Annotated in this window: 18 protein-coding genes; 4 read left to right on the forward strand and 14 right to left on the reverse strand. The window is 37.7% G+C overall.

Annotated features, from left to right (window positions below):
* Window positions 1-74: 74 nt before the first annotated feature.
* Window positions 75-1502 carry an alpha-L-fucosidase gene (locus tag E4T88_RS09315; protein ID WP_135105166.1) on the forward strand — a complete coding sequence of 476 codons (1428 nt, stop codon included), beginning with the start codon at window positions 75-77 and terminating at the stop codon, window positions 1500-1502.
* Between the two features lie 37 nt (window positions 1503-1539).
* On the opposite strand, the gene E4T88_RS09320 is transcribed toward E4T88_RS09315, so the two are convergent.
* The 8 genes from E4T88_RS09320 to E4T88_RS09355 all read right to left on the reverse strand — a co-directional run bounded on the left by E4T88_RS09320 (window position 1540) and on the right by E4T88_RS09355 (window position 8055).
* The gene (locus E4T88_RS09320; RefSeq protein WP_135105167.1) at window positions 1540-3141 is read right to left on the reverse strand and encodes an ABC-F family ATP-binding cassette domain-containing protein; all 1602 of its coding nucleotides are present in this window, start codon (window positions 3139-3141) and stop codon (window positions 1540-1542) included.
* Window positions 3142-3628: 487 nt separating this feature from the next.
* Window positions 3629-4132, reverse strand: coding sequence for a thiol peroxidase (gene tpx / locus E4T88_RS09325; protein ID WP_135105168.1), 504 nt, complete (start codon window positions 4130-4132; stop codon window positions 3629-3631).
* Window positions 4133-4164: 32 nt separating this feature from the next.
* Window positions 4165-4800 carry a nitroreductase family protein gene (locus E4T88_RS09330; protein WP_135105169.1) on the reverse strand — a complete coding sequence of 212 codons (636 nt, stop codon included), beginning with the start codon at window positions 4798-4800 and terminating at the stop codon, window positions 4165-4167.
* Window positions 4801-4836: 36 nt separating this feature from the next.
* A complete protein-coding gene (locus E4T88_RS09335; protein ID WP_006842889.1) occupies window positions 4837-5283 on the reverse strand; it encodes a MarR family winged helix-turn-helix transcriptional regulator in 447 nt (148 codons plus the stop codon).
* 129 nt (window positions 5284-5412) lie between these two features.
* Window positions 5413-6015, reverse strand: a complete 603-nt coding sequence (locus E4T88_RS09340; protein ID WP_135105170.1) for a DUF4230 domain-containing protein — start codon at window positions 6013-6015, stop codon at window positions 5413-5415.
* A gap of 23 nt (window positions 6016-6038) precedes the next feature.
* On the reverse strand, window positions 6039-6806 hold the full coding sequence (locus E4T88_RS09345; protein ID WP_135105171.1) for a TPM domain-containing protein: 768 nt from the start codon (window positions 6804-6806) through the stop codon (window positions 6039-6041).
* A 14-nt stretch (window positions 6807-6820) separates the two neighbouring features.
* Entirely contained in the window at window positions 6821-7429 is a 609-nt protein-coding gene (locus tag E4T88_RS09350; RefSeq protein WP_135105172.1) for a LemA family protein, read from the reverse strand.
* Between the two features lie 53 nt (window positions 7430-7482).
* Window positions 7483-8055: a hypothetical protein gene (locus tag E4T88_RS09355; protein WP_135105173.1), complete on the reverse strand. Its 573-nt coding sequence runs from the start codon at window positions 8053-8055 to the stop codon at window positions 7483-7485.
* A 274-nt stretch (window positions 8056-8329) separates the two neighbouring features.
* Here E4T88_RS09355 and E4T88_RS09360 point away from each other — a divergent pair, with 274 nt between their 5' ends.
* Both E4T88_RS09360 and E4T88_RS09365 read left to right on the forward strand, forming a co-directional pair.
* Complete coding sequence (locus tag E4T88_RS09360; protein WP_135105174.1) at window positions 8330-8608, forward strand: hypothetical protein; 279 nt, start codon at window positions 8330-8332, stop codon at window positions 8606-8608.
* Between the two features lie 155 nt (window positions 8609-8763).
* Window positions 8764-11178 (forward strand): TonB-dependent receptor, encoded by a 2415-nt coding sequence (locus tag E4T88_RS09365; protein WP_135105175.1) that lies wholly within the window; start codon window positions 8764-8766, stop codon window positions 11176-11178.
* A gap of 355 nt (window positions 11179-11533) precedes the next feature.
* Here E4T88_RS09365 and E4T88_RS09370 read toward each other — a convergent pair whose 3' ends face one another.
* The 4 genes from E4T88_RS09370 to E4T88_RS09385 all read right to left on the reverse strand — a co-directional run bounded on the left by E4T88_RS09370 (window position 11534) and on the right by E4T88_RS09385 (window position 17826).
* On the reverse strand, window positions 11534-12313 hold the full coding sequence (locus E4T88_RS09370; RefSeq protein WP_135105176.1) for an acid phosphatase: 780 nt from the start codon (window positions 12311-12313) through the stop codon (window positions 11534-11536).
* A 19-nt stretch (window positions 12314-12332) separates the two neighbouring features.
* On the reverse strand, window positions 12333-14606 hold the full coding sequence (locus E4T88_RS09375) for a TonB-dependent receptor (RefSeq protein ID WP_135105177.1): 2274 nt from the start codon (window positions 14604-14606) through the stop codon (window positions 12333-12335).
* A 32-nt stretch (window positions 14607-14638) separates the two neighbouring features.
* Complete coding sequence (locus tag E4T88_RS09380) at window positions 14639-15424, reverse strand: histidine phosphatase family protein (RefSeq protein ID WP_135105178.1); 786 nt, start codon at window positions 15422-15424, stop codon at window positions 14639-14641.
* A 68-nt stretch (window positions 15425-15492) separates the two neighbouring features.
* A complete protein-coding gene (locus tag E4T88_RS09385) occupies window positions 15493-17826 on the reverse strand; it encodes a glycoside hydrolase family 3 protein (RefSeq protein WP_135105179.1) in 2334 nt (777 codons plus the stop codon).
* A gap of 218 nt (window positions 17827-18044) precedes the next feature.
* On the opposite strand from E4T88_RS09385, the gene E4T88_RS09390 reads away from it, so the two are divergent.
* A complete protein-coding gene (locus E4T88_RS09390; RefSeq protein WP_135105180.1) occupies window positions 18045-18788 on the forward strand; it encodes an NUDIX hydrolase in 744 nt (247 codons plus the stop codon).
* Window positions 18789-18823: 35 nt separating this feature from the next.
* Here E4T88_RS09390 and E4T88_RS09395 read toward each other — a convergent pair whose 3' ends face one another.
* Together E4T88_RS09395 and E4T88_RS09400 are read right to left on the reverse strand one after the other, a co-directional pair.
* Window positions 18824-20122 carry a sensor histidine kinase gene (locus E4T88_RS09395; RefSeq protein WP_135105181.1) on the reverse strand — a complete coding sequence of 433 codons (1299 nt, stop codon included), beginning with the start codon at window positions 20120-20122 and terminating at the stop codon, window positions 18824-18826.
* A 5-nt stretch (window positions 20123-20127) separates the two neighbouring features.
* Window positions 20128-21495, reverse strand: coding sequence for a sigma-54-dependent transcriptional regulator (locus E4T88_RS09400; protein ID WP_135105182.1), 1368 nt, complete (start codon window positions 21493-21495; stop codon window positions 20128-20130).
* Between the last annotated feature and the right edge of the window lie 37 nt (window positions 21496-21532).

Raw genomic sequence — 21532 nt, forward strand, 5'->3', positions numbered from 1 at the left:
GTAAACTTTCTGTATAACGAAACAGAAGAAATTTAAAAAAAATGTCCTTCATTAATTTAAAATCCCAATATAGCATGAATAGAAAAATCATTACTCTTTTATTGTTGTCGATATTGATAACGTCAAATACATTTGCCCAAACTTTTGCTCATGGCAGGTCGGAGTCGTATACATGGCCTAAGGATGAAAAAGTATTGGACAAACTCGACAAGTGGCAAGACCAAAAGTTTGGAATGCTTATTCACTACGGATTATATTCTCAGTTGGGAATTGTAGAATCATGGTCTATTTGTGGTGAAGAAGAAGATTGGATCCCTCGAGATTCTACAATTACTTATGATGCCTATAAACGAAATTATTGGAATACGATAAATAGCTTTAAACCTGAAAAACTAGATCCGGCTTCTTGGGCTAAGTATGGAAAAAAGGCAGGGATGAATTATGTTGTTTTCACAACAAAGCACCACGATGGCTTTAACCTGTTCGATACAAAGCAATCTGATTTTTCGGTAACGAAGGGTGCATTTAAGAATGACCCACGTAGTAATATTGCTAAAGAAGTGTTTAATGCATTTCGTAGCGAAGGTTATATGATAGGGGCTTACTATTCAAAACCCGACTGGCATTCTCAATATTATTGGTGGGATAGATACCCGACTCCCAACCGTAATAATAATTACGATATTGAAAAAAATAAGTGGAGATGGAACAAGTTCAAAGAGTTTACCTATAATCAGATAGAGGAACTTATGAACGGCGACTATGGTAATATTGATATATTATGGCTCGATGGTGGCTGGGTACGTCCTGCTCGTAGCGGAGATGCCGAGCGTGCCGGTAAAAATTATAGAGGAGCACAAGATATTGATATGCCTAAAATAGCAGCGATGGCACGTCGTTATCAGCCCGGTATATTGGTGGTAGACCGTACTGTTCCGGGAGAGAATGAAAATTATCAGACACCTGAGAGAGGAATTCCCGAAACGCAACTCGATCATCCTTGGGAGAGCTGTATTACCCTTGGTTGGGATTGGGGATATGTACCGACAGATCAGTATAAATCACCGGCTGCTATAATACATACCCTAGTGGAGATTGTAGCTAAAGGAGGTAATCTATTATTGGGTATCGGTCCAAAACCTGACGGAACATTGCCGGATCAGGTAGTTGAACGATTGGAGAAAATAGGTGATTGGACAATCAAGAATGGAGAAGCGATATATAACACACGCATTACTCCTGTTTATAATGATGGTAAAACATGGTTCACCCAAAGTAAAGATGGCAAAACGATATATGCTATTGTTTGCTTGGAAGAAGGAAAGCCTCTGCCTACTACTGTTGTATGGAAAGGTAATGAACCCGCGAAAGGAAGTAAAATAAAATTCTTGCAGACAGGGAAAACTGTAAAATGGAAGAAAACAGCACAAGGAATTGAAGTCTCAATTCCGGCAGGACTTCCTAAAGATCAGGCTGCTTTAGCCTTTTCTTTTGTAAAATAAGGATCGAACGAATTATTGAGGATGGGAGCTGAAGGATTTAATGATCCTTCAGCTCTATTTCTTTTGTTATACCTATCTCTCTTACAAAGTATGCATCGTGTGATATCACCAGAAGAGTTCCTTTGTAATCTTTTATTGTATCGGTGACAATATCCAAACTTTGAATGTCTAGATTATTAGTCGGTTCATCCAGAATAAACATATCAGGAGCTTTGTTATCAACTTGCATACAGCAAAATACCAACCTCATTTTTTCACCACCACTCAAAATCTTGCATGGCTTGTTCCATGTATTATATGTAAACAAATATCTATGCAGTAAAATGCGTAATTCATCTTCACTCAAATGATATGAATTGAATTTTTGTAATTGTTCAAAAACCGTAAGTTCATTATCTATAATTGAATAATCCTGATCGATGTATAAGTACTGAAAATTCGATCGGATAATATGCCCTTGCTTAGGTTCTAAATCTCCAAATATAAGTTTAAGCAGGGTTGTTTTCCCCTTTCCATTTTCTCCTTTTATAACTATCCTTTCTCCACTTCTAATTTGGAAATCAAGAGGACTGCTCCATAACATCTGATCGCTATAGCCAAAATTGATATTTTGGGCGGTTACCAATATTTTCCCGATATGGAGATTCGCATCGTCAAAATTTAATTTGAGGTCTCTTTTCTCGGGTAGCTGTTGGCGTAACTGTTTCATTTCATCTGCAATATTATCCATTTTATTGGCATGGGTCTCTTGCAACTTTGCTGCACTTGACTCTGCTCTGTTGCGTATAGTATTCAGCATGATACGTGGAATACCTTTATCTCCCAGGTCTTTTTTACCTCGTGCATCGCGTTTTTGTTTTCTTTCTGCTGTTTCTTTGGCTATATTTCGGGCTTTGCGAAGTTCTTTTTGCTTTTCTTCAAGTTGGGACTGTAATGCTTCTTGCTGTTCACCTTTCTGTATTTTGTAAAACTCATAGTTTCCACCATAGACTTCAATCTGATTGCGAGTGAGTTCAAACGTAAGGTCAATCAAATTGAGTAAAGTGCGATCGTGACTTACTACAATTACAGTAGCACTACTATTTTTTATAAGATCATACAATTGTGCCCGACCAGCTTTATCTAAATGGTTCGACGGTTCATCCAGTAAAACATTGGCTGGAGAATGGATATAGGTTCCAGCTAAAAATACTTTTGTTTTTTCTCCTCCGCTAAGGTTTCTCATCATCTCAGATAGCTGAATATGAGGTAAACCCCATTTTGACAGGGCGCTATACGCACGTTCTTCTACATTCCAATCATCTGCGAGGAGTGTAAAGTTAGTAGTGTTTGTATTTCCTTCTAATATTGCATGAAGCGCTCTCAATTTCTCACTGATTTGTAAAGCCTCCGCAACGGTGTAATGATCGTATTGACCAAAATGTTGAGGTACATAATAGGGGCGTTCATCCTGATAGATAACTTCTCCTTCCGATGGTTGAACACTTCCTGAAATGATACCTAAGAGTGTCGACTTTCCTGATCCGTTACTGCCAATCAACGATACTTTTTGTCCTTTAGGAACAGAAAAATTAATATTATGAAATAAGGGCTCTTTATCACGATGTATATATGATAATTGTTTTACGATAATACTCATAAACCTATTTTTTAAATAAATAATTAGGTAATTGTGTTTTATGGCATATGCCATGATAGTCGAAGACTTTGTTCAAAAGTTTGAACAAAATGCAACTTACATAAGAGTATCGATTAATACTTTTTATTCTTTAAAAATAGAGGATTACATGATATCTAAGTTTAGCAGACTGTGGATAGTCTGATATAGTTGAATACTGATTTAACCAAAATGTACCGGATAATCCGGATTTGACAAAATGGCTGTTACAACCATCGTATTACTTAGATATTCTCATTGGAGTATTTATTCGTTAATAGTATTGCAAAGGTAACAATCTTTTAGAGAATTCAATAAAGCAATATTGTATAATCGTAAAACTAGGTCTTTCATATAAAAATTTAATTTACAAACAATGCAAGTATATACTAAAAGCACAAGGCTTCTGCAAATATTGCAAAAGCCTTGATTGAAAAATACTTCTTATTGCTTTACAGCTATCTAGTTTTTATTTTTTTAGAACACTTAAGGCTGCCTCATAGTTCGGTTCATTTGTAGTTTCTTCTACTAATTCATTGTATAGCACCTTTCCATCAGCATCAAGTACTACTACCGAACGAGCCAAAAGACCTTTCAATGGGCCGTCAACAGTTAATACTCCATAATCTTTTGCAAATTCAGCATTTCTGAAAACAGAAGCTGGTTCTACATTATCTATACCTTCTGCTGTACAGAAACGTCCGGCAGCAAATGGAAGGTCGGCGGAGATAGCCAATACAACAGTGTTAGGAAGACTTGCAGCTTCTTTATTAAATTTGCGAACTGATGCAGCACATACTCCGGTGTCGATACTTGGGAAAATATTTAGAATTACATTTTTACCTTTAAGATCTTTCAATGTGACGTCTGATAAATCTTTTTTCACAAGAGTGAAAGCCGGAGCTACTGAACCTACTGTTGGTAATTGTCCACTGGTATTAACCGGAGATCCTTTAAATGTTATTTTTGCCATAATTTTTTGTTTTTAAGCGTTAGTTAATATTATTATTTTATTTCGATAAGAAAATCTTTTTTAGGGTGACGCACTTTTTTTAGATTTACGAGCCAGTCATTATTTTCGTCACGATAACCTAATGGTAGTATTGTAACACTTTTGAGGCCACGTTCGTTCAAATTTAATAATTTATCTAGTGCATCATTATCAAAACCCTCCATTGGAGTACTGTCTACTTTAAGCTCTGCAGCCATTGCCATTGCGAATGCAAATGCAATATATGACTGACGCGCTGCATGCTCGAAGTTCAACTCGGCCGGACGCTGTAAATACGCATTTTTTAGTCTATCTGTGTAATCTTTATACTGGTTGGGGTCCTGCTTCCGGCCGTCTGTAGTGTGTTTGTATATTGTGTCTATGCGTTCTGCTGTATAATTGTCCCATGCGGCAAACACCAATAGGTGCGATGCATCGGCTATTTGTTGTTGGTTGAATGCAATCGGAACGATTTTTTCTTTTAATTCCTGATTTGTAATTTCTATTACCTCAAAAGGTTGTAATCCCGATGAAGTAGGTGCAAGCCAAGCTGCATCAATAATATCGTTGACTAATTTTTGATCTACTTTTTTTGAAGAGTCAAATTTTTTTGTTGCATATCTCCATTCCAAAGATTCTATTAAGCTCATATTGTTTTTTGTTGTTTTATTATAATTAGAAAATATTTATAGCAATTTGGCATTGCATTTACTCGTTATATTCAGTATTTTTTTTAGATGCTCCCGAAGTGTTACCAATTCCTCATCTCCAATCTCCAATGCTTTCTTCATTGCCGGAGGGATAGATTCTGCTTCTTTCTCCAAAGCTTCACCTTTTTCTGTGATAAGAATATCAACTACTCTTTCATCTTCGGAAGAACGCTTGCGGATAAGGAATCCATTTGCTTCCATCCTTTTCAAGAGTGGGGTAAGAGTTCCGCTGTCGAGCCAAAGTAATTCGCCTAGTTGCTTTACTGTTACCGTTTTATATTCCCATAAAACCATGATGACGAGGTACTGTGGATAGGTGAGTCCTATCTTATCGAGATAAGGACGATATATTGCAGTAACTTGTCTCGATAAAGCATATATCGGAAAGCATAATTGATTATTTAATTTTAAACTATCATTCATTATTTTAGTTTCCCTAAATTTGATTGTGTAAAATTAAATATTATAAAATATAATTGAGCGTTTCTAATGTTAAATAAAATAGATATAGAATTAAAGTATGAGGTATAGAGTTTGTTGATGAAAAGGGATTTATCCTTTGCCCGATTTAGATCTGAATGTAATAACTACCTCTTCGAATCCCATCGCTTTTAGGATAGGTTTCAATAGGTTTACTGCATTGTCTCTGCTTTGGCTGAGCATATCCAGTTGTTTGGCCTTTTCGTTGAGCTGTTGTTCTGCAAAGGTGTATGCTTCATCAACTATATCCGTTGATTCCCATAGACCGAATTCCATGTCGTATACTCTCGATTTGGAATGATCAACTTTTACATGGCATATTTCGGGAGAGGGGAGTTGTAGATGTATTGTTTTTTCGGAAACAGTTATGTCTTCGGGTTTTAGTTTGGTCAGGTCTACACAGCATATAACTTCTCCATATATAATTAGTCCAGTTTTTGCGTTAGGCAGCCATCTTCGGATTTTTTTATACTTCATCATATCCTGAATACTATACTTTGTTACTTCAAGATTGCCTAGACTTTCTATTTCTTGAAGTACCATATTGTGGGATATCTGTACCGTAGCATTCTTTTTTGTATTAATGAGGTACATCACCATTATACCCAGAATGATTCCTGTAGCGAGTATAAAGATCTGTGATTTTAATGTCTGAGGTCTTATATTGATTGCCATAAGCGTATATTTTATAGGATTTTTCAGAAACCTCTTCCGGCGCCACCGCCTCCGAAGCTTCCGCCTCCACCACCACCAAAACCACCTCCGCTACTCCAGCCACCTCCCGATCGTCCGCTTCCCCAGCCACCATAGTAGCCACCGCCTCCACGGTTGCGTCCTCCCGAAGATGGACCTCCCTTATTGTTTCGGTACGAAATATACAAGATAAAGAGGATGAATAATATGATAAAGATTTGTCCGACAAGAGAACCTTTATCTCCGTTATCTTCATCAGCTTGGAACTCTCCCGATAGATATTTTATTATGGCTCCGATAGCTCCTTTGGTTGCATTATAGTAATCTCCATTCTGAAGGTAAGGGATCATGTATTGGTCGATGATGCGCCCTACACGTCCATCGGTTAGTATATGCTCTACCCCATATCCTGTGGCGATAAATACTCTACCTCTTTCATTACCTATTCGAGGCTTGATAAGTATAAGCACCCCATTGTTTTTGTCTTTTTGTCCGATTCCCCATTTTTGTCCCAATCGGGCTGCATAATCAGAGATGTCGTAACCTTTTAGATCATCTACAGTAACCACATAAATTTGAGTTGAAGTAGAATCGTTATAGGCGAGGAGTATCCTTTCCAAGTCTTCTCTCTGTTCACTCGTAAATGTATTACTGAAATCGTTTACCAGTCTGGGTGAAGGACTGGTGATGGGGTTTGGTAAATCATCGTCTTGTGCCAGTAGTAATACCGGCACAAGCAATAATAGGAACAATATCTTATATGTATATTTCAAGTCTTTATATACTGTTATTTAGAGAAATCTACTTTTGGAGGAGTTTGTGCAGTTTGATCTGCTTCGAAATAAGCTTTCTTTTGGAAGCCGAAAAGTCCTGCAAATATATTTTTAGGAAACATACGGATAGTTGTATTATACTCCTTTACTCTTTCATTAAATTTATTTCTTTCTGTAGAGATACGGTTTTCTGTGCCTGTGAGTTCATCTTGAAGCTGTATGAAATTTGTATTCGCTTTCAGATCTGGATAATTTTCAGTAATCATCATTAATCGTCCCAAAGCAGAACCTAGTTGTCCTTGAGCTTCCTGATATTTTTTTATATTTTCTTCTGTCAACTGATCTGCATTTACTTGCATCTGTGTGGCCTTAGCACGAGCTTCCACTACCTCTGTCAGTGTCTGTTGTTCGTGTGTAGCATACCCTTTCACTGTTGCCACAAGGTTTGGTATAAGATCGGCACGACGTTGATATGCGTTTTGTACCTGAGCCCATTGAGAAGAGGCACTTTCAGATTTTGCTACTAAACTGTTATAGGAGGAGCTACCCCATACAAGTCCAATCAAGCCAAATATCACAACAGCTATTGCAATAACAATAATAATAACTGTACTTTTTTTCATTGTGAGTGTATTTTAGTGTTTAAATATTTTACTTTGATTATAAAACAAACAGATTATATATTTTGTTTCTTCCTGATTGAAAGTATTGAGTCTCTGGAAAGAAGCAAAACCTTATAGTAAGAAGAGTCTGTTTTGTTTGCTATATTTCCATATGCAATTTGTATCTCATGTTCACCTTGTTTCATATATATAGTGTCTTTATTAAGAACATAATAAGGAATCGAAAACAAAGAATTGCGAATAATTATTGTGTCTGTCACCTTATGTCTTTTTGTACTGAAAATATCTTCTCCAAGAGCCCAAAGTTTATATGGTTCGCCTGCTTGACTATTTATTTCCATCTTCACTCTATAACTTGATAAACCAATGTTGTCTCTAAAACGGGCATTCAGGTAGAGTGTTTTGCCTATAATTAATGTGTCAATATGCGATGGACCTCTTTTAGTAGAATCATTCAAAACTATGACTTCTCCATCCTGAAGGTGTAATGTATCATTGGCGTTGAATCTGACGTCGGAAACTGTCGGTTTTCCAGCTCCTTCATAGTTATCAACTTTAGCACATGAAGAAAACCATACGGCAGGAACTACAAGTACAATTATCAATGTTATACACAAATTTCTCATTCGTTCTATTATTAAGTTTTCAGATACAAATGTACATGATAAATATTAAATTATTCTATTTATAAGATATCTCTCTGATCTTTTTATTGGTAGAATATCAATATAATGCAGATCTTTTTACCAAATAAAAGTTAACTCTCTTATTTAAAATAAAAGGACGAGTAATAGTTTAATTTATAATACTACTTTTGCTCGTCACAAGGAATCGAGTTAGATGATATCCCATCGGAAAATAGCAATTGTGTTTGTAAGTATTTTCGTCAGTATGATACTGATGAAGCCTTTTCACTTTATATTTACAGACCATAGCCACTATTGTGCAGAGACCTCATGCTCATCGCAACAGGAATTATCCGACCAACATCATGATTGTAGTATCTGCCTTTTTTCTTTTTTCAATTTTACTCTTCAGAAGTTTGGAAATATCAGGCAGCTAATTACTGTTTATGTAACAACGTTTATTATTTCAGATCGGGTTATATTCTTACCCCAACTCATCTCCGATATATCCACACGTGGTCCTCCTGCCTATATTTCTTCATATACAAACTAATTTCTTATTTGAGTGTTCTTTAGCTTAGAACATTATTCTCCTATTTGGTAAAGCCTGATACGAAGATCAATTTTATATTATATATTTATTAACTCTATATAACTGTTTATCTCTATTGTGTATACAAGATAAATAGTTCCTATTCGTATATAATTATGAGAACAATATATACATTCATTCTTTTCCTTTTTACTGTTACTTCTATATTCGCAAATGTCCCTATAGATAGTAGGACATTAGCAGGGAAGGTAACTGACGGTATCGATGGCGCTCCACTTATCGGAGTTAGCATCTACCTTCCCGAACTGAAAAAGGGAGCAATCAGTGATGAAAACGGAAATTATAGTATAGCTAATCTGCCGGCTATAAAAACAACTATACAGGTCAATTATGTCGGACATCAAACAATTGTTGAAACTGTTGACCTTAAAAATACTTCTACTCTTGATTTTGTAATGAAAGAATCGAATGCGGAGATTAACGAAGTGGTCATCACAGCTCTTACTGGGAACTCGCTAATAAAACGCACACCCTCACCGATATCGTATATCTCTAAAAAAGAGCTTATGCAACAATCCTCTTCGAATATTATAGATGCTATAGCGAAACAGCCCGGCATAGCTCAGATAACCACAGGAAATGGGATATCAAAGCCCGTTGTAAGAGGACTAGGGTACAACCGAGTTGTGGTTGTCAATGACGGTATTCGTCAAGAGGGGCAACAGTGGGGAGACGAACATGGTATAGAGATAGATGCACAAAGCGTGAACTCTGTTGAAATACTGAAAGGTCCTGCCAGTTTGATTTACGGTTCTGATGCTTTGGCGGGAGTTATTAATTTCTTACCCGAACCTATCCTGCCCGAGGGAACAATAAAAGCCAATCTGATGAGTGAGTATCAGACTAATAATGGACTGTTCAACTATTCGGTAAATGCAGCGGGCAATAATAGCGGGTTCGTATGGAACTGGCGTTATAGTGATAAAATGGCTCATTCGTATAAAAATAAGTACGATGGCTATGTCTATAATTCAGGATTTAGAGAACGGGCTGTGTCCGGGCTGCTTGGTATTAACCGAAGCTGGGGCTATTCGCATCTTAGCCTGGATTATTATCACTTGACCCCCGGAATAGTAGAAGGTGAGCGAGACGAAGCAACCGGAAGATTCCTGAAACCAGCTATTATAAACGGAGAAGAAACTGAAGTTGTGGCATCTGATAGTGATAGCAAATCATACGGAAAGCAGATGCCTTATCAGCAGATATATCACTACAAAGCAGTACTGAATAATAGTATTATAGTGGGAGAGGGGAATCTGAAAACAATTATTGGTTATCAACAAAACAAGAGGCAGGAGTTTGAAGAAATTGCAGAACCTGATACTTACGGTTTGTATTTTCAACTTCATACAGTAAACTATGACATTCGCTATACGCTGCCTGATATCGCGGGTTATAAATTTGTAGCAGGCATAAACGGTATGTATCAACGATCGTTAAACAAAGGATCGGAGTTTCTGATACCTGAGTATAACCTGTTTGATATAGGAGCTTTTGCATTGGTAAGCAAAAATATCGGAGCTCTTGATATTAGCGGCGGATTACGTATCGATCGCCGCTATAATAAGGCTAAAGAATTGTTCTTGAATGAACAAGAAGAGGCTGTTACCCCATCAAGCCCCGATGCTGAAGAAAAGTTTCATGCCTTTTCCCGAAACTTTACCGGTGTTAGTGCCAGTTTAGGATTGACTTATCAGTTTTCGGACGAATGGAATACAAAGTTGAATGTATCACATGGATTTCGTGCTCCAAATATGAGTGAGCTTGCATCTAATGGTGCTCACGAAGGTACAATTCGCTATGAGAAAGGAAACAGTGACCTAAAGGCCGAAAATAGCTGGCAGGCTGACTGGGGGCTAGGTTACTCCTCTCCGCTTATTTCGGGAGAGCTGTCTCTGTTTGCCAATAGGATAAATAACTATATCTTTTCTCATAAATTATTGGACACTAATGGGGAAGACTTGCTTACCGATGGCTATAAGACATATCAGTTTGTATCAGGTGATGCTCGTATTATGGGTGGTGAAATCAGTGTTGATATACACCCTGTGGAGCAACTGCATTTTCAGAACTCATTTTCGTATGTAAGTTCCGTACAGCTAAACCAGCCTGATTCTACAAAGTATCTTCCGTTTACACCGGCTCCTAAGCTTATATCTGATATTCGTTACGATCTGATACGTCACGGTAAGAAGTTACTTAACAATACCTATATCTCTTTTGGTGTAGAAAGCAACTTGAAGCAGAGTAAAGTTTATTCAGCTTTTAGAACTGAGACACCGACACCAGCTTATACCCTTTTCAACGCTTCGATAGGTACCGACTTTGTCCACAAGGGGAAAACGATAGCTTCACTTTTCTTCGCTGTGAATAATCTGACAGATAAAGCTTATCAGAACCATTTGAGCAGATTGAAGTATGCCGATGAAAATCCTGTGACAGGCAGGCAAGGGGTGTATAACATGGGGCGAAATTTCAGCTTGAAACTTCTGATCCCTTTGTCTTTCTGAACAGATAGGCTATAACTCCAATTTATAAAGAAGGCAGCTCGAGTGATATTTATTATCATCGGGCTGCTTTTATTATACACTTCGAATAATTCTGATCTATACATTCTTTAATGAAAAAGGTGACAAAAGTGACAGTTATTTTACTCTTTTTATTTGTAACTTTTCTGTTTCTTTTTTCTCTATTGGTTTGTATATAGATAAATAATAAAATTAATTATAGTTGATTGTTATCTAGTGATTCAACAAAAAGAGGCTACTAAAACAGTAGCCTCTCTCCGTAATAAATATTTAATTTTATTTAGTTACACATTTGTATTATTGTCTTTTTACCGAACGTGTACCCAATTCTTCGAACTTACTTCTTATCACTAGGCTTTACCTTACCTGCTTTTTGAAGAGTTGCAAATTCATCTTTCGCTTTTTTAAGTTGTGCCATAAATGCATCATTCGCATGTAAGCGTGCTACAACTGCACTCGATACTAATCTGGCAGCATCAACATCACTCTGGAAATGGTATCCACAGATAACTCTGCTTTGTCCCATTTCATATCCACGTTTCAAAATTTCATTTTGTCTATCAACATTTATCTCAGCCAAAACAAGTGCCGTTGCCCAACCGATTGCTGTATGACCTGATGGATATGAACCATTGGTTGACAGTGCGTGTTGATGTTCGGGTAGGCAAGTTTGTTCATTGTAAAAACTGAAAGGACGAACCCTCATATAATGCACCTTAGCATGACGGGTAGCCAAGTCTCCGGCATCCTCACGCATATTGATAATTAGTTTGTATATTTCAGGGGTCTGTTCTTGGGTGATTTCAATTCCAAAAGCCTCAGAAAAAGCCAATGGTACACCATTGCCTCCTATCTGTGCGTCACTCACAGCCTGTTCTCCTCTAGGGGTATTTCTTTGCAGTTTTCCCCAGTCATGTTGAGCTTTATCGTATAAGAAAAGAATGCTATTGGCTTCGGGTGGAGGAGGTAAGAGTTCCAGACTATTTGCGACTTCCGATTCTTCCAAGTAATATAAATCAGGGTTTGTTCTCTTATCTCTTATCTTTTTGTCTTGCGCAAATATATTCAGCGAAATTAAAGAACAAACTAAAATGGCTAATGTAATTCTTGTTTTCATAACTTTATAATTTAACTAGTTAGAACTTATACTTCACTCCAAATTCGGCTGTAAAAGGACGGATGTATGTACCCGACATTACAGTACCTTCTTTACTCTTCACATCTGCATCGGTAACGATCAGGTCTGCATCAGGAATAGAGCCCGAAACACCACGTTGATTCAGCAAGTTTACGAAAGTAGCACTTACATCAAAGTTTTTAGAGACTTTGTAATTTACACCTGCAAATGTCTCCCAACGTCCATCAAAGTATAGTGTATTTGGTTTGTTGAAATACTGCTTGCTAAAGTATCTTGCACTAGCCCAAACTCTTAAATCTTTCCAAGTATAACTAGGATCTATCTCTATTAATACCTTTGGAACTCCGGTCACTGTCTTATCTCCAAAATCGTAAGAAGAGACTGTTCCATCGGAGAATTTAAGGTCTCCGTTGAAGTTTTTATATTTTGGTTGTTGCAATGTCAATAGAAAATGTAAATTGAAGCTTTTCGCAGGAGTAAATAATACATCCGTAGTCCATCCTAATGTCTGTACATCGTATTGTGTCATCGCTCTTTCAACATCGGAGCTATTATTCGGATTTGAGAAATTCACAGTGGTACGGTAATTATTCCTGTTGATGTATGTTGCCTTTGATACTAAGCTAACAAACTTGTGATTGTAAAATACTCCTATTGCCGCCTCAGGAACTTTTGAAATTTCTAACTGAGGGTCTTTACCCGATGAATATTTGTTCAAGTGGGCTCCATCTTCATTGTAAACAGCTTCTCCTAGCAAACCAAATTTGTCTGTCAACTTGATTACAGCATTTACCATTACAGCCTTTGTCAACCAATCGTGTTTAATATCTGATTTCGGTGCATCACCAATCAAACGTATGTTACCATTTTGATCTTTTCTGTCGCCGCTTTTTATATAATTACCTCTTAAGTTGAAGTATTGCAGGCGAGCACCAAAGTCTAAAGTAACGACATTCGATACATCCCATTTGTCTAAGAAGAACAGTGCGGTTTTGTTTTCGCTGCCATCATAGTACTCATAGTTTGCATTTAACCTCATATCTCCATTTGGATTTGTATTGGTGATTAGTTTTAGTTTCCTAGGATTAGGAGCTACTTCCTGATAATATTGAGATGATTCGGTCAGGAAATTATGAGTCTCAAAATACCACTGATCAATACCAACAGACCATTTGTGGTTACCCGATTTTCTTCCTACTTCTACTGTACCCATTAATGTATTCATCGGAGTTCTTCTCGAAGCCAGATTCATTACACTTTGTACATTTTCTCCGGCATAGGCACTTCCGTCATCTACATAATTTAACTTGCCGGAAAGGTTGGAAACATTCTCAACTCCTGTCATTACAGCAGTATACATACCTGTTTTTGCATAACGATAACGCAGGATGTAGTCAATGTTTAGGCCATTTGAAAGTGTATTTTTACCGATAATATCTAAAGTATGTGAAGCTGTTCCATAATCTTTAACCGGATCTCTTTTTACAGCTTGCCCTGTGTAAGCATCTTTCAACGTAAGTACGCCGCTTTGTTCGATATAAGAGTCTCGACCTAACCTAAAATTATCAAGTTCTGAGACCTTTCCATTTCTATCGAAGCGGAATGGACTATACTTATTGTTAATGTTGTCGATATTAGCATACTTGTAGAATGCAGTTATAGACCCTTTTATATTTTCTCCCTTGTACTCCTGCGTCAAAGCTGCCTTATACAACTGAGCCTTGTCGTTATAATATCTTGTAATACCTTTAGGTTTGAATGTACCCGGGTCGAAACTCCCGTATGCACCGACAGAGAATTTAAGTCCTTTTTGGTTTATAGGTCCGCTAAGATTAATATCTCCACGCATTAATCCGAAGTGGTTTGAATTCAACGAGCCTCTGCCCTGAAATTTATCAGTACCCAGATTGTTGAAAGTGCTTAACGATACGCCCACTTCTCCAACACGAACGGCAGTTTGTCCCAAGTCAAGCATTTTTCTTTTTGCAATTGACGCATCATTACGCCATGCTCGTGGTGGTAGTTCGGGCCAATAAAAGAATACAGTTGGTATACCATTCTCTAACACTGTTGTACCTCCTGTACTAGCCGGTAATCCGATATTAACATCGCGCGGCCCGGTATTATTTGCGGCATTAAGCATCACATTGCGATCGCCTTCTTTGACCTCGCCGGCAGCTTCTTTTTTCGATTTATTTTTTTCCTGAGCATTCATTCCTACACCTGTAAATGCAAGAAATAGAGCTAAGAAAAGATATTTATTTGTCTTCATTCTGTTTGTTTTAGTGTTTCGATTTTTTTTTACTAATTGGAGGCAGCTTTGCCCTTTTCTACATAACTCATATCACCTACCGACTCTACAGTGAATTTACCATCTTTGTAGATTACCTTGCTTACAGATGCGTTTCCAAGGTGGGTAGGTTGGATAAATTTACCCGAGCTATCTAAGTCTGATAGAAGTATCCCGATAAACATTCCATGAACGACAACTAATACATTCCCTCCGCCTAATTTTGCTTCTTTTTCTGCAATTGCTTTAAATGCAGCCTGCCCTCTCTTTTTTACGTCGTAATAGTTCTCAGCCATGCCCAATTCATCCAAATCTTTTAGTGCCTGCATGGCATTGATGTATACTTGGTTGTCGGTCTTCATTGCTTCAAAAAACTCTTTCATGTTGCGTAGTCCGATTCTAAGGGCAGCGTCTCCCCACATTTTCTCATCTGGTTTGCCCTCGTAACTACCAAAACAAGCTTCGCGCAATCCTTCATCTTCTTGTAAAAGAAGGTCTTTCTGCCCCTTTTTCTCTAAAACGATACGGGCTGTTTGACGGGCTCTACCCAAGTCGCTGGAGTAAGCCGCTTTCAGAGGAACGTCTTTCATTCCGATACCCAAATACTCGGCCACAGCTACTCCGGGTGGAGTCAGAGGGGTGTCTGCCCACCCTTGAGCCTGCACTAAGGTGTTCAGTATAGTTTTACCATGTCTTGTTACATAAAAAGTAACAGTGTTATCTTTACTTGCATCTTGAGCAAACACGTATGGTGTTATGCATAGCAAGATAGCGGCAAAGAGAATTTTCAATTTGCTCATAAAATTTTAAAGGTTAAATAGGTTAATTAATGTGTATATTGAGGTGACTAATAGTTTCTGTGTCTGTATTAATTCTTTATATATTTCTGGTTGCGTGCATCTTTTATTACGCCTTTCCAGTTGAGTCCAAATCCGAAATCATAAGTGTTGCCTTCTGTATCTGTGTGGCATTCCATATCGAAAGGAACATCTTCTTTCTGCTTTTCTACTGTAACCATGTTAGCCGGCATTTGCACAGGAAGTAAACCCGAAGGTTCTGCTTTACCCGAAACAATATCCATTACCGCCTTGTCTGATACACCAAAACGAATGACTATGCCTTCTACTTTGTTTTCGAATTCGTTAAATACCATCGGTCTGGTAGCGTTTACAACAGCTACAACAGGCTTGTCACCCATCTGTGTTTTTGTATCTAGTATTGTATTCAAATCTTTTGTATTAACTACGGTTGTAGACTTTCCTTTGTATGATCTGTCTGTTATAGAAGGATCTACTACTGGGTCTCCTGCGGCGATACTGTGACTTCTGGCTTCTGTAGCTGTATAAGGCCCATATTGTAGAGAAATAGGAACATATCCATTTCCTCCGGCTTTTCTATCTTCTTTATCATAACCTCCACCATCACTATTGCTATGCGGAGAGTTTACAAATACAAGAGCAAAATCTGCATTTTGAGGATTGTCTGTTACATTGTAATACTGTTTTACTAAGTCAAGATTTACGGGTATTGCCTCAGTTTCTGGAGTTATATTGCCCCACCAGTCTCTAACAGAAGGATTTATTTTCTTAGGAATATATACCGTTTTCTTGCTATCCTTCACAGGTAATACTGTCGATTTATTTTTTAGTAATACGATAGACTTCAGTTGAGCTTCATAACCCGCCTTTATAAATGCTTCGCAACCAACTGTTGCTTCACTTTCTTTAGGATCGAGATACGGATTTTCGAAAAGCCCTACCCGAAATATATTCTTTAATAAACGAACTGCCGATTGTTCGAAGCGTTTGCGCATAAATTCTTCTCCATGCTCTTTTACACCCATGCGATAAGCTTCTAATACAGGTTCTTTATCATTGTTGCCTCCAAACTGATCAACTCCCGCCATGATGGTTAGGTAATGTCTTTCGGAAATAGACAGTTTTTCTGCTCCCCATGGCTTTCCAGCAAAATCTCCCGGAGATTTCCCTTCATCTCCTGTAATCAGCCAGTCGGTGCACACTACGCCATCATATCCATACTTGTCGCGCAGAAGGTCTGTTATGATATACTTACTAAATCCATTAGCATAGTTTGTTCCGTCTTTTGCCTGATTGTATGATATTGTATAGTATGGCATAACGGCTGATGCTTTATTCGTTTTGCCTTCCAACTTGAAAGCACCTTCGAGGAATGGTGTTAGATGTGTTTCGAAATTATTTCCCGGATACACTGCAAATTTTCCAAAAGCCCAATGCCCGTCTCGGCCTCCTTCTTCGGGACCTCCACTAGGCCAGTGTTTTACCATTGCATTTACACTGTTGTAGCCCCATCCGTCTTTAATCTCTGCATTACCTTCCGAAGTTTGGAAGCCATCAATATAAGCGCGAGCCATATCTGTTGCCAATTCCGGACTTTCACCAAATGTCATGTTGATACGGAACCAGCGAGGCTCGGTGCCTAAATCTATTTGAGGTGAAAGCGCAGTTGCTATGCCTAATGCTCTATATTCTTTAGCTGCCACTTCTCCGAACTGTTTCACTATAGAAGGGTCAAATGTAGCTGCCATAGCTAACCCATCAGGCCAAATAGATATGCGGTCTCCTCCTGCGTTGAATTCAGGATTCGAAGATCCAACCAATTGTCCCGAATGTCGAGGGTCTGAACTTGTGTTTCCCGGAATACCTAATCCAAGACCTTCTATGTAAGCTTGCATCTGATTGTTCCAGCGAGCTGCTACTTCAGGACTTTGGATACCCATAACTAATACATGTCGTAGGTTATCTTCTTTTAAGAATTTCTTTTGTTGATCGGTTAGATTCCAAGCATTCGCTTCGCTTTCGGTGAAGGACTTTCCATCGTATGTCCCTGCTAAAAACCCACTTTCCTTAGCCGGTAACGATTGGTGTGCACTGTATAGCATCAGACCAGCTATCTGTTCTATAGACATCAGTGAAGCGAGATTCTCTGCTCTTTCTTGTACAGGCAAACGCCAATCTTCATACTTATCCAGCTTTCCGTTTTTGTTGAGGTCTTTAAACTTTAGATCGTCAACCGTAATGATTTTTACACCTGATGCTGCTGAGTACCCTAATGTAGGGCCACCTTTATTTTCTACAAGGATGTAATCATCGGTTTTAGTTGGCTGTGTACATTGCAAACTCAATATTCCGAGTAGGAATATTGGAATATACTTCTTTTTCATAATATTGATATTTATATTTAGGTGCGTTATGTAAACGCATGTATATTTTGCAAATATATTTATTGATTTTGAAGAAAAAAATTAATGTGCGTACAAAATACGCATATATGTTTTACAACACAATTTGACATTATTAATCATATTTTTATTCGGAATATATTCTCTAATTTTACAGACTCATTAATTTTGAGAGGATATAGATGCCTATTGCTTAGATTATGAAAGATTTAACGACGTTGACATATGAAGATCATACCGCAGAGAACTCGCACCCAGGCTTTTCGGTAGATTGTGTTATAATAGCTTTTCACAAGGGAAAAATAAAAGTTCTGCTGAGAGATTTTGGCATAAACAATTATAAGGCTCTATTAGGAGGTTTTGTTTTTAATGACGAAAGTGCTGATCAAGCGGCACATAGGATACTGGAACTTTATACCGGGTTGAGCAATATTTTCCTAAAGCAATTTGCATTGTTTAGTGATCCTAACAGAACTATCATGAAACAAAACTTAGACTATGTAGCTCAATATAGCTCGGTAAGGAATGATGGAAAATGGCTGTTAAGGCGATTTATAACAATGGGCTACTTTGCTTTGGTGAAGTATGATGAGGTAAATGACTTTGTGTCCGAAAAAAAGCAATTACATTGGTATGATATAAATAAATTGCCTGCTATGTATTCAGATCATGAGCTTATTATAAAAAAGGCACAAGAGTCAATCAAACTTTTAATGCCAATAATACCTATAGGATATGAGCTGCTTCCCGAAAAATTTATGATGACCGAATTGAGAAAGATCCATGAAATATTTTTAAATAAAAAGCTTGACAGGCGAAACTTTCAACGAAAAATACTTCAGGAAGGATTTGTTATTCAACTGGACGAACGAAAAAAAGGGAAAGAGTATAATGCCCCTATTTTATATAGTTTTATTTCTCCCGATATCAAGGATACGATGTGATCGCATCTCTCAGATATGAATACAAATGCCTGTTGTTAGAAAAAGATCTCGAATTTTGTCCAACCATTTTCAGACTTTAAGTCAAATTTGCAATTATGATTAAGCAAGACTTCACGAACAAACATTAATCCGATTCCCTGACCTGTCTGTTTGGTAGTAAAGAAAGGAGTAAATAGTTTTTGTTTTGTTTCTTCCGGTATATCAGGTCCATTGTCTTCAATGGTGATGGAAAGAGGCTGAGAGGTAGTAATGATATTTATATCTCCATTTTTGTCTATTGCTTCGTAGGCATTTTTTACAATATTGACCAGTACTTGTTCAAATTGTATACTGTCGATACATGCTAAATCTTTCCCGGTAGTCAGACTCAATTTAAGATTTATATTCCTTTTTAAGCATTCTGCTCGGGAGAGAGATTCGACAGACCGAGCCAACTCATTTATGCTTACATCGGATACCGATGGTTCGGGGATTTTTACAACTTCGGCAAAGTTACTGATAAAATGCCCCAAATGCTTACATCTGTCGAAGGATGCGTCTACAGCAGGCAATACATCGATCAATTCGCTGTTTTCATTCTGTTGTAATATATCCGAGATAACATTAAGAGTAGAACTTACTGCCCCCACCGAATTGTTTACTTCATGTGCCATCATACGGATAATGCCTTCGTATGATTTTTTCTCAATCTTTAGTAATTCATGTGTCAACTCTTCGATGAGGATAAAAGGATGCGCAAAGCCCCTATCTATAAACGAAGAGCGGGAGCAACGATACATTGTTATACCCGAACTGCGTATCACTACATCTTCTCCTTGCTTTAGTTTGCTTAGTTGATCTCCTATATTTATTCCCGATTCATCGAGCTTTTTATTTTTTACGTCATTGATATTGTTTATACTCAACAGGCGTAGTCCGGATGGGTTAACCTCTGTGATTTTATCGTCAAAATCTAAAATGATTACTCCCTGTGGGGATGCTTGTATAAGCAAATCAAGAAAATGATTTTTCTCTCTCACTTGCAGCCTTTCGTCTTTCAACTGATCCATCATTTTATTGAAAATCTCAATCAGCTTGTTGGCTTCGCTATCGGAAACGGGACGCAGACGCGTAGAAAAATCCTGTTCTTTTAGTAGTTCCATTCCATCGCTAATAATCTGGTATGGTTTTATAAGTCGGTAGTAAAGTGTGATAAAAAATATAATAGCAAGGATAGCTATTCCTTCTATAAGTAGAAACTTGTATAGGTCTGTTCTAAAAAAAACAAACCCTACAGTTAATAAAGAACCAAAAACAAGAACTGCTAATATCCAGAATAAGATTTTTGATTTCATAGCCCCTAATCATTTGTGCTTATTCCATATTTCTCCAGCCTTCTGTATAATGCTTGTCTGCTTACGCCTAGTGCTGTTGCCACCTTCGAGAGATTACCACCATATAGTTCCATTGCTTTTTCTATCATCTTTTTCTCCAACTCATCTAAAGGATAGATAGAGTCGGGGAGTGTATACGATGAATTGGGGATTGCTGTATATTGATCTTTAAAATCGCTATCGGTAAGTATATTTTTACCTGAAACGAGAATAACTCTGTCTACCAGATTTTTTAATTCTCTTATATTTCCGGGATATGGTAATCTTTTCAAGAAGCTAATCGCTTCTGATGTAAATTCAATATTTTCTAATCCGTTTATTTCGACTTGTTTTTTTGCGAAATGTTTTACGAGTAGTGGAATGTCATCTATCCGCTCACGCAAAGCCGGAACTCTTATTGTGATAAGGTTGATCCGATAGAACAGGTCTTCTCTGAATGTGCCTTTAGAGACCATGTCGGCAAGATTGCGATTGGTTGCACTAATGACACGTACATCAACTTGCTTTTGCTTGCTGTCACCTAACGATTCAAACGTTTTATCTTGCAACACTCTTAATAATTTCACCTGACATGCCGCATCTAATTCTCCTATTTCATCGAGGAAGATGCTTCCTTTATTTGCTAATTCGAAGCGACCAATTCTGTCATAATGAGCATCGGTAAACGCTCCTTTTTTATGACCAAACATTTCACTTTCGAAAAGAGATTGTGAAATACCCCCTAGGTTTACCTTCACAAATGGATTCTTTTTTCTGTCGCTGTTCTCGTGAATAGCTTCTGCTATAAGTTCTTTTCCTGTACCACTTTCGCCTGTAATAAGGATAGAGGCATTTGTTTTGGCTACGCGCGAAATTGTATTGAATACATTTTGTAAGAGGGGAGACTTGCCTATAATCTTATCATTTCGGAAAGTCTCGTCGCTACTGATATGTGAGTTGTTTCCGGCTGCCTCTTTTTCACTTCCCTCTTTCAACTGTATCGCTGTCTGAATGGTGTTCAGTAACGCCATATTGTTCCAAGGCTTGGTGACAAAATCAAAAGCACCGGCTTGTATTCCTCTGACTGCAAGGTTGATAGATCCCCACGCCGTAATAAGTATAACAGGTACGTCAGGGCAATAAATTTTTACCTGCTTCAGTAAAGTAAGTCCTTCTTCTCCGCTTGTTCCTTTGGTATAATTCATATCCATCAGGATCAGGTCGGGAGATGTGGCTTTTACAAAAGCAATTGCCTCTTGCGGGGATGTTACATTCGCTGTTTCATATCCGGCCCTTTTTAATACTAAAGAAAGGGATGAACGTATAGCAGCATCGTCGTCACAGATCAGTATCATAAAAATCTTCGTTCTAGTGGATAAAAATAATGATTTT

This window comes from Dysgonomonas mossii, from assembly GCF_004569505.1.
Classification (GTDB): Bacteria; Bacteroidota; Bacteroidia; order Bacteroidales; family Dysgonomonadaceae; genus Dysgonomonas.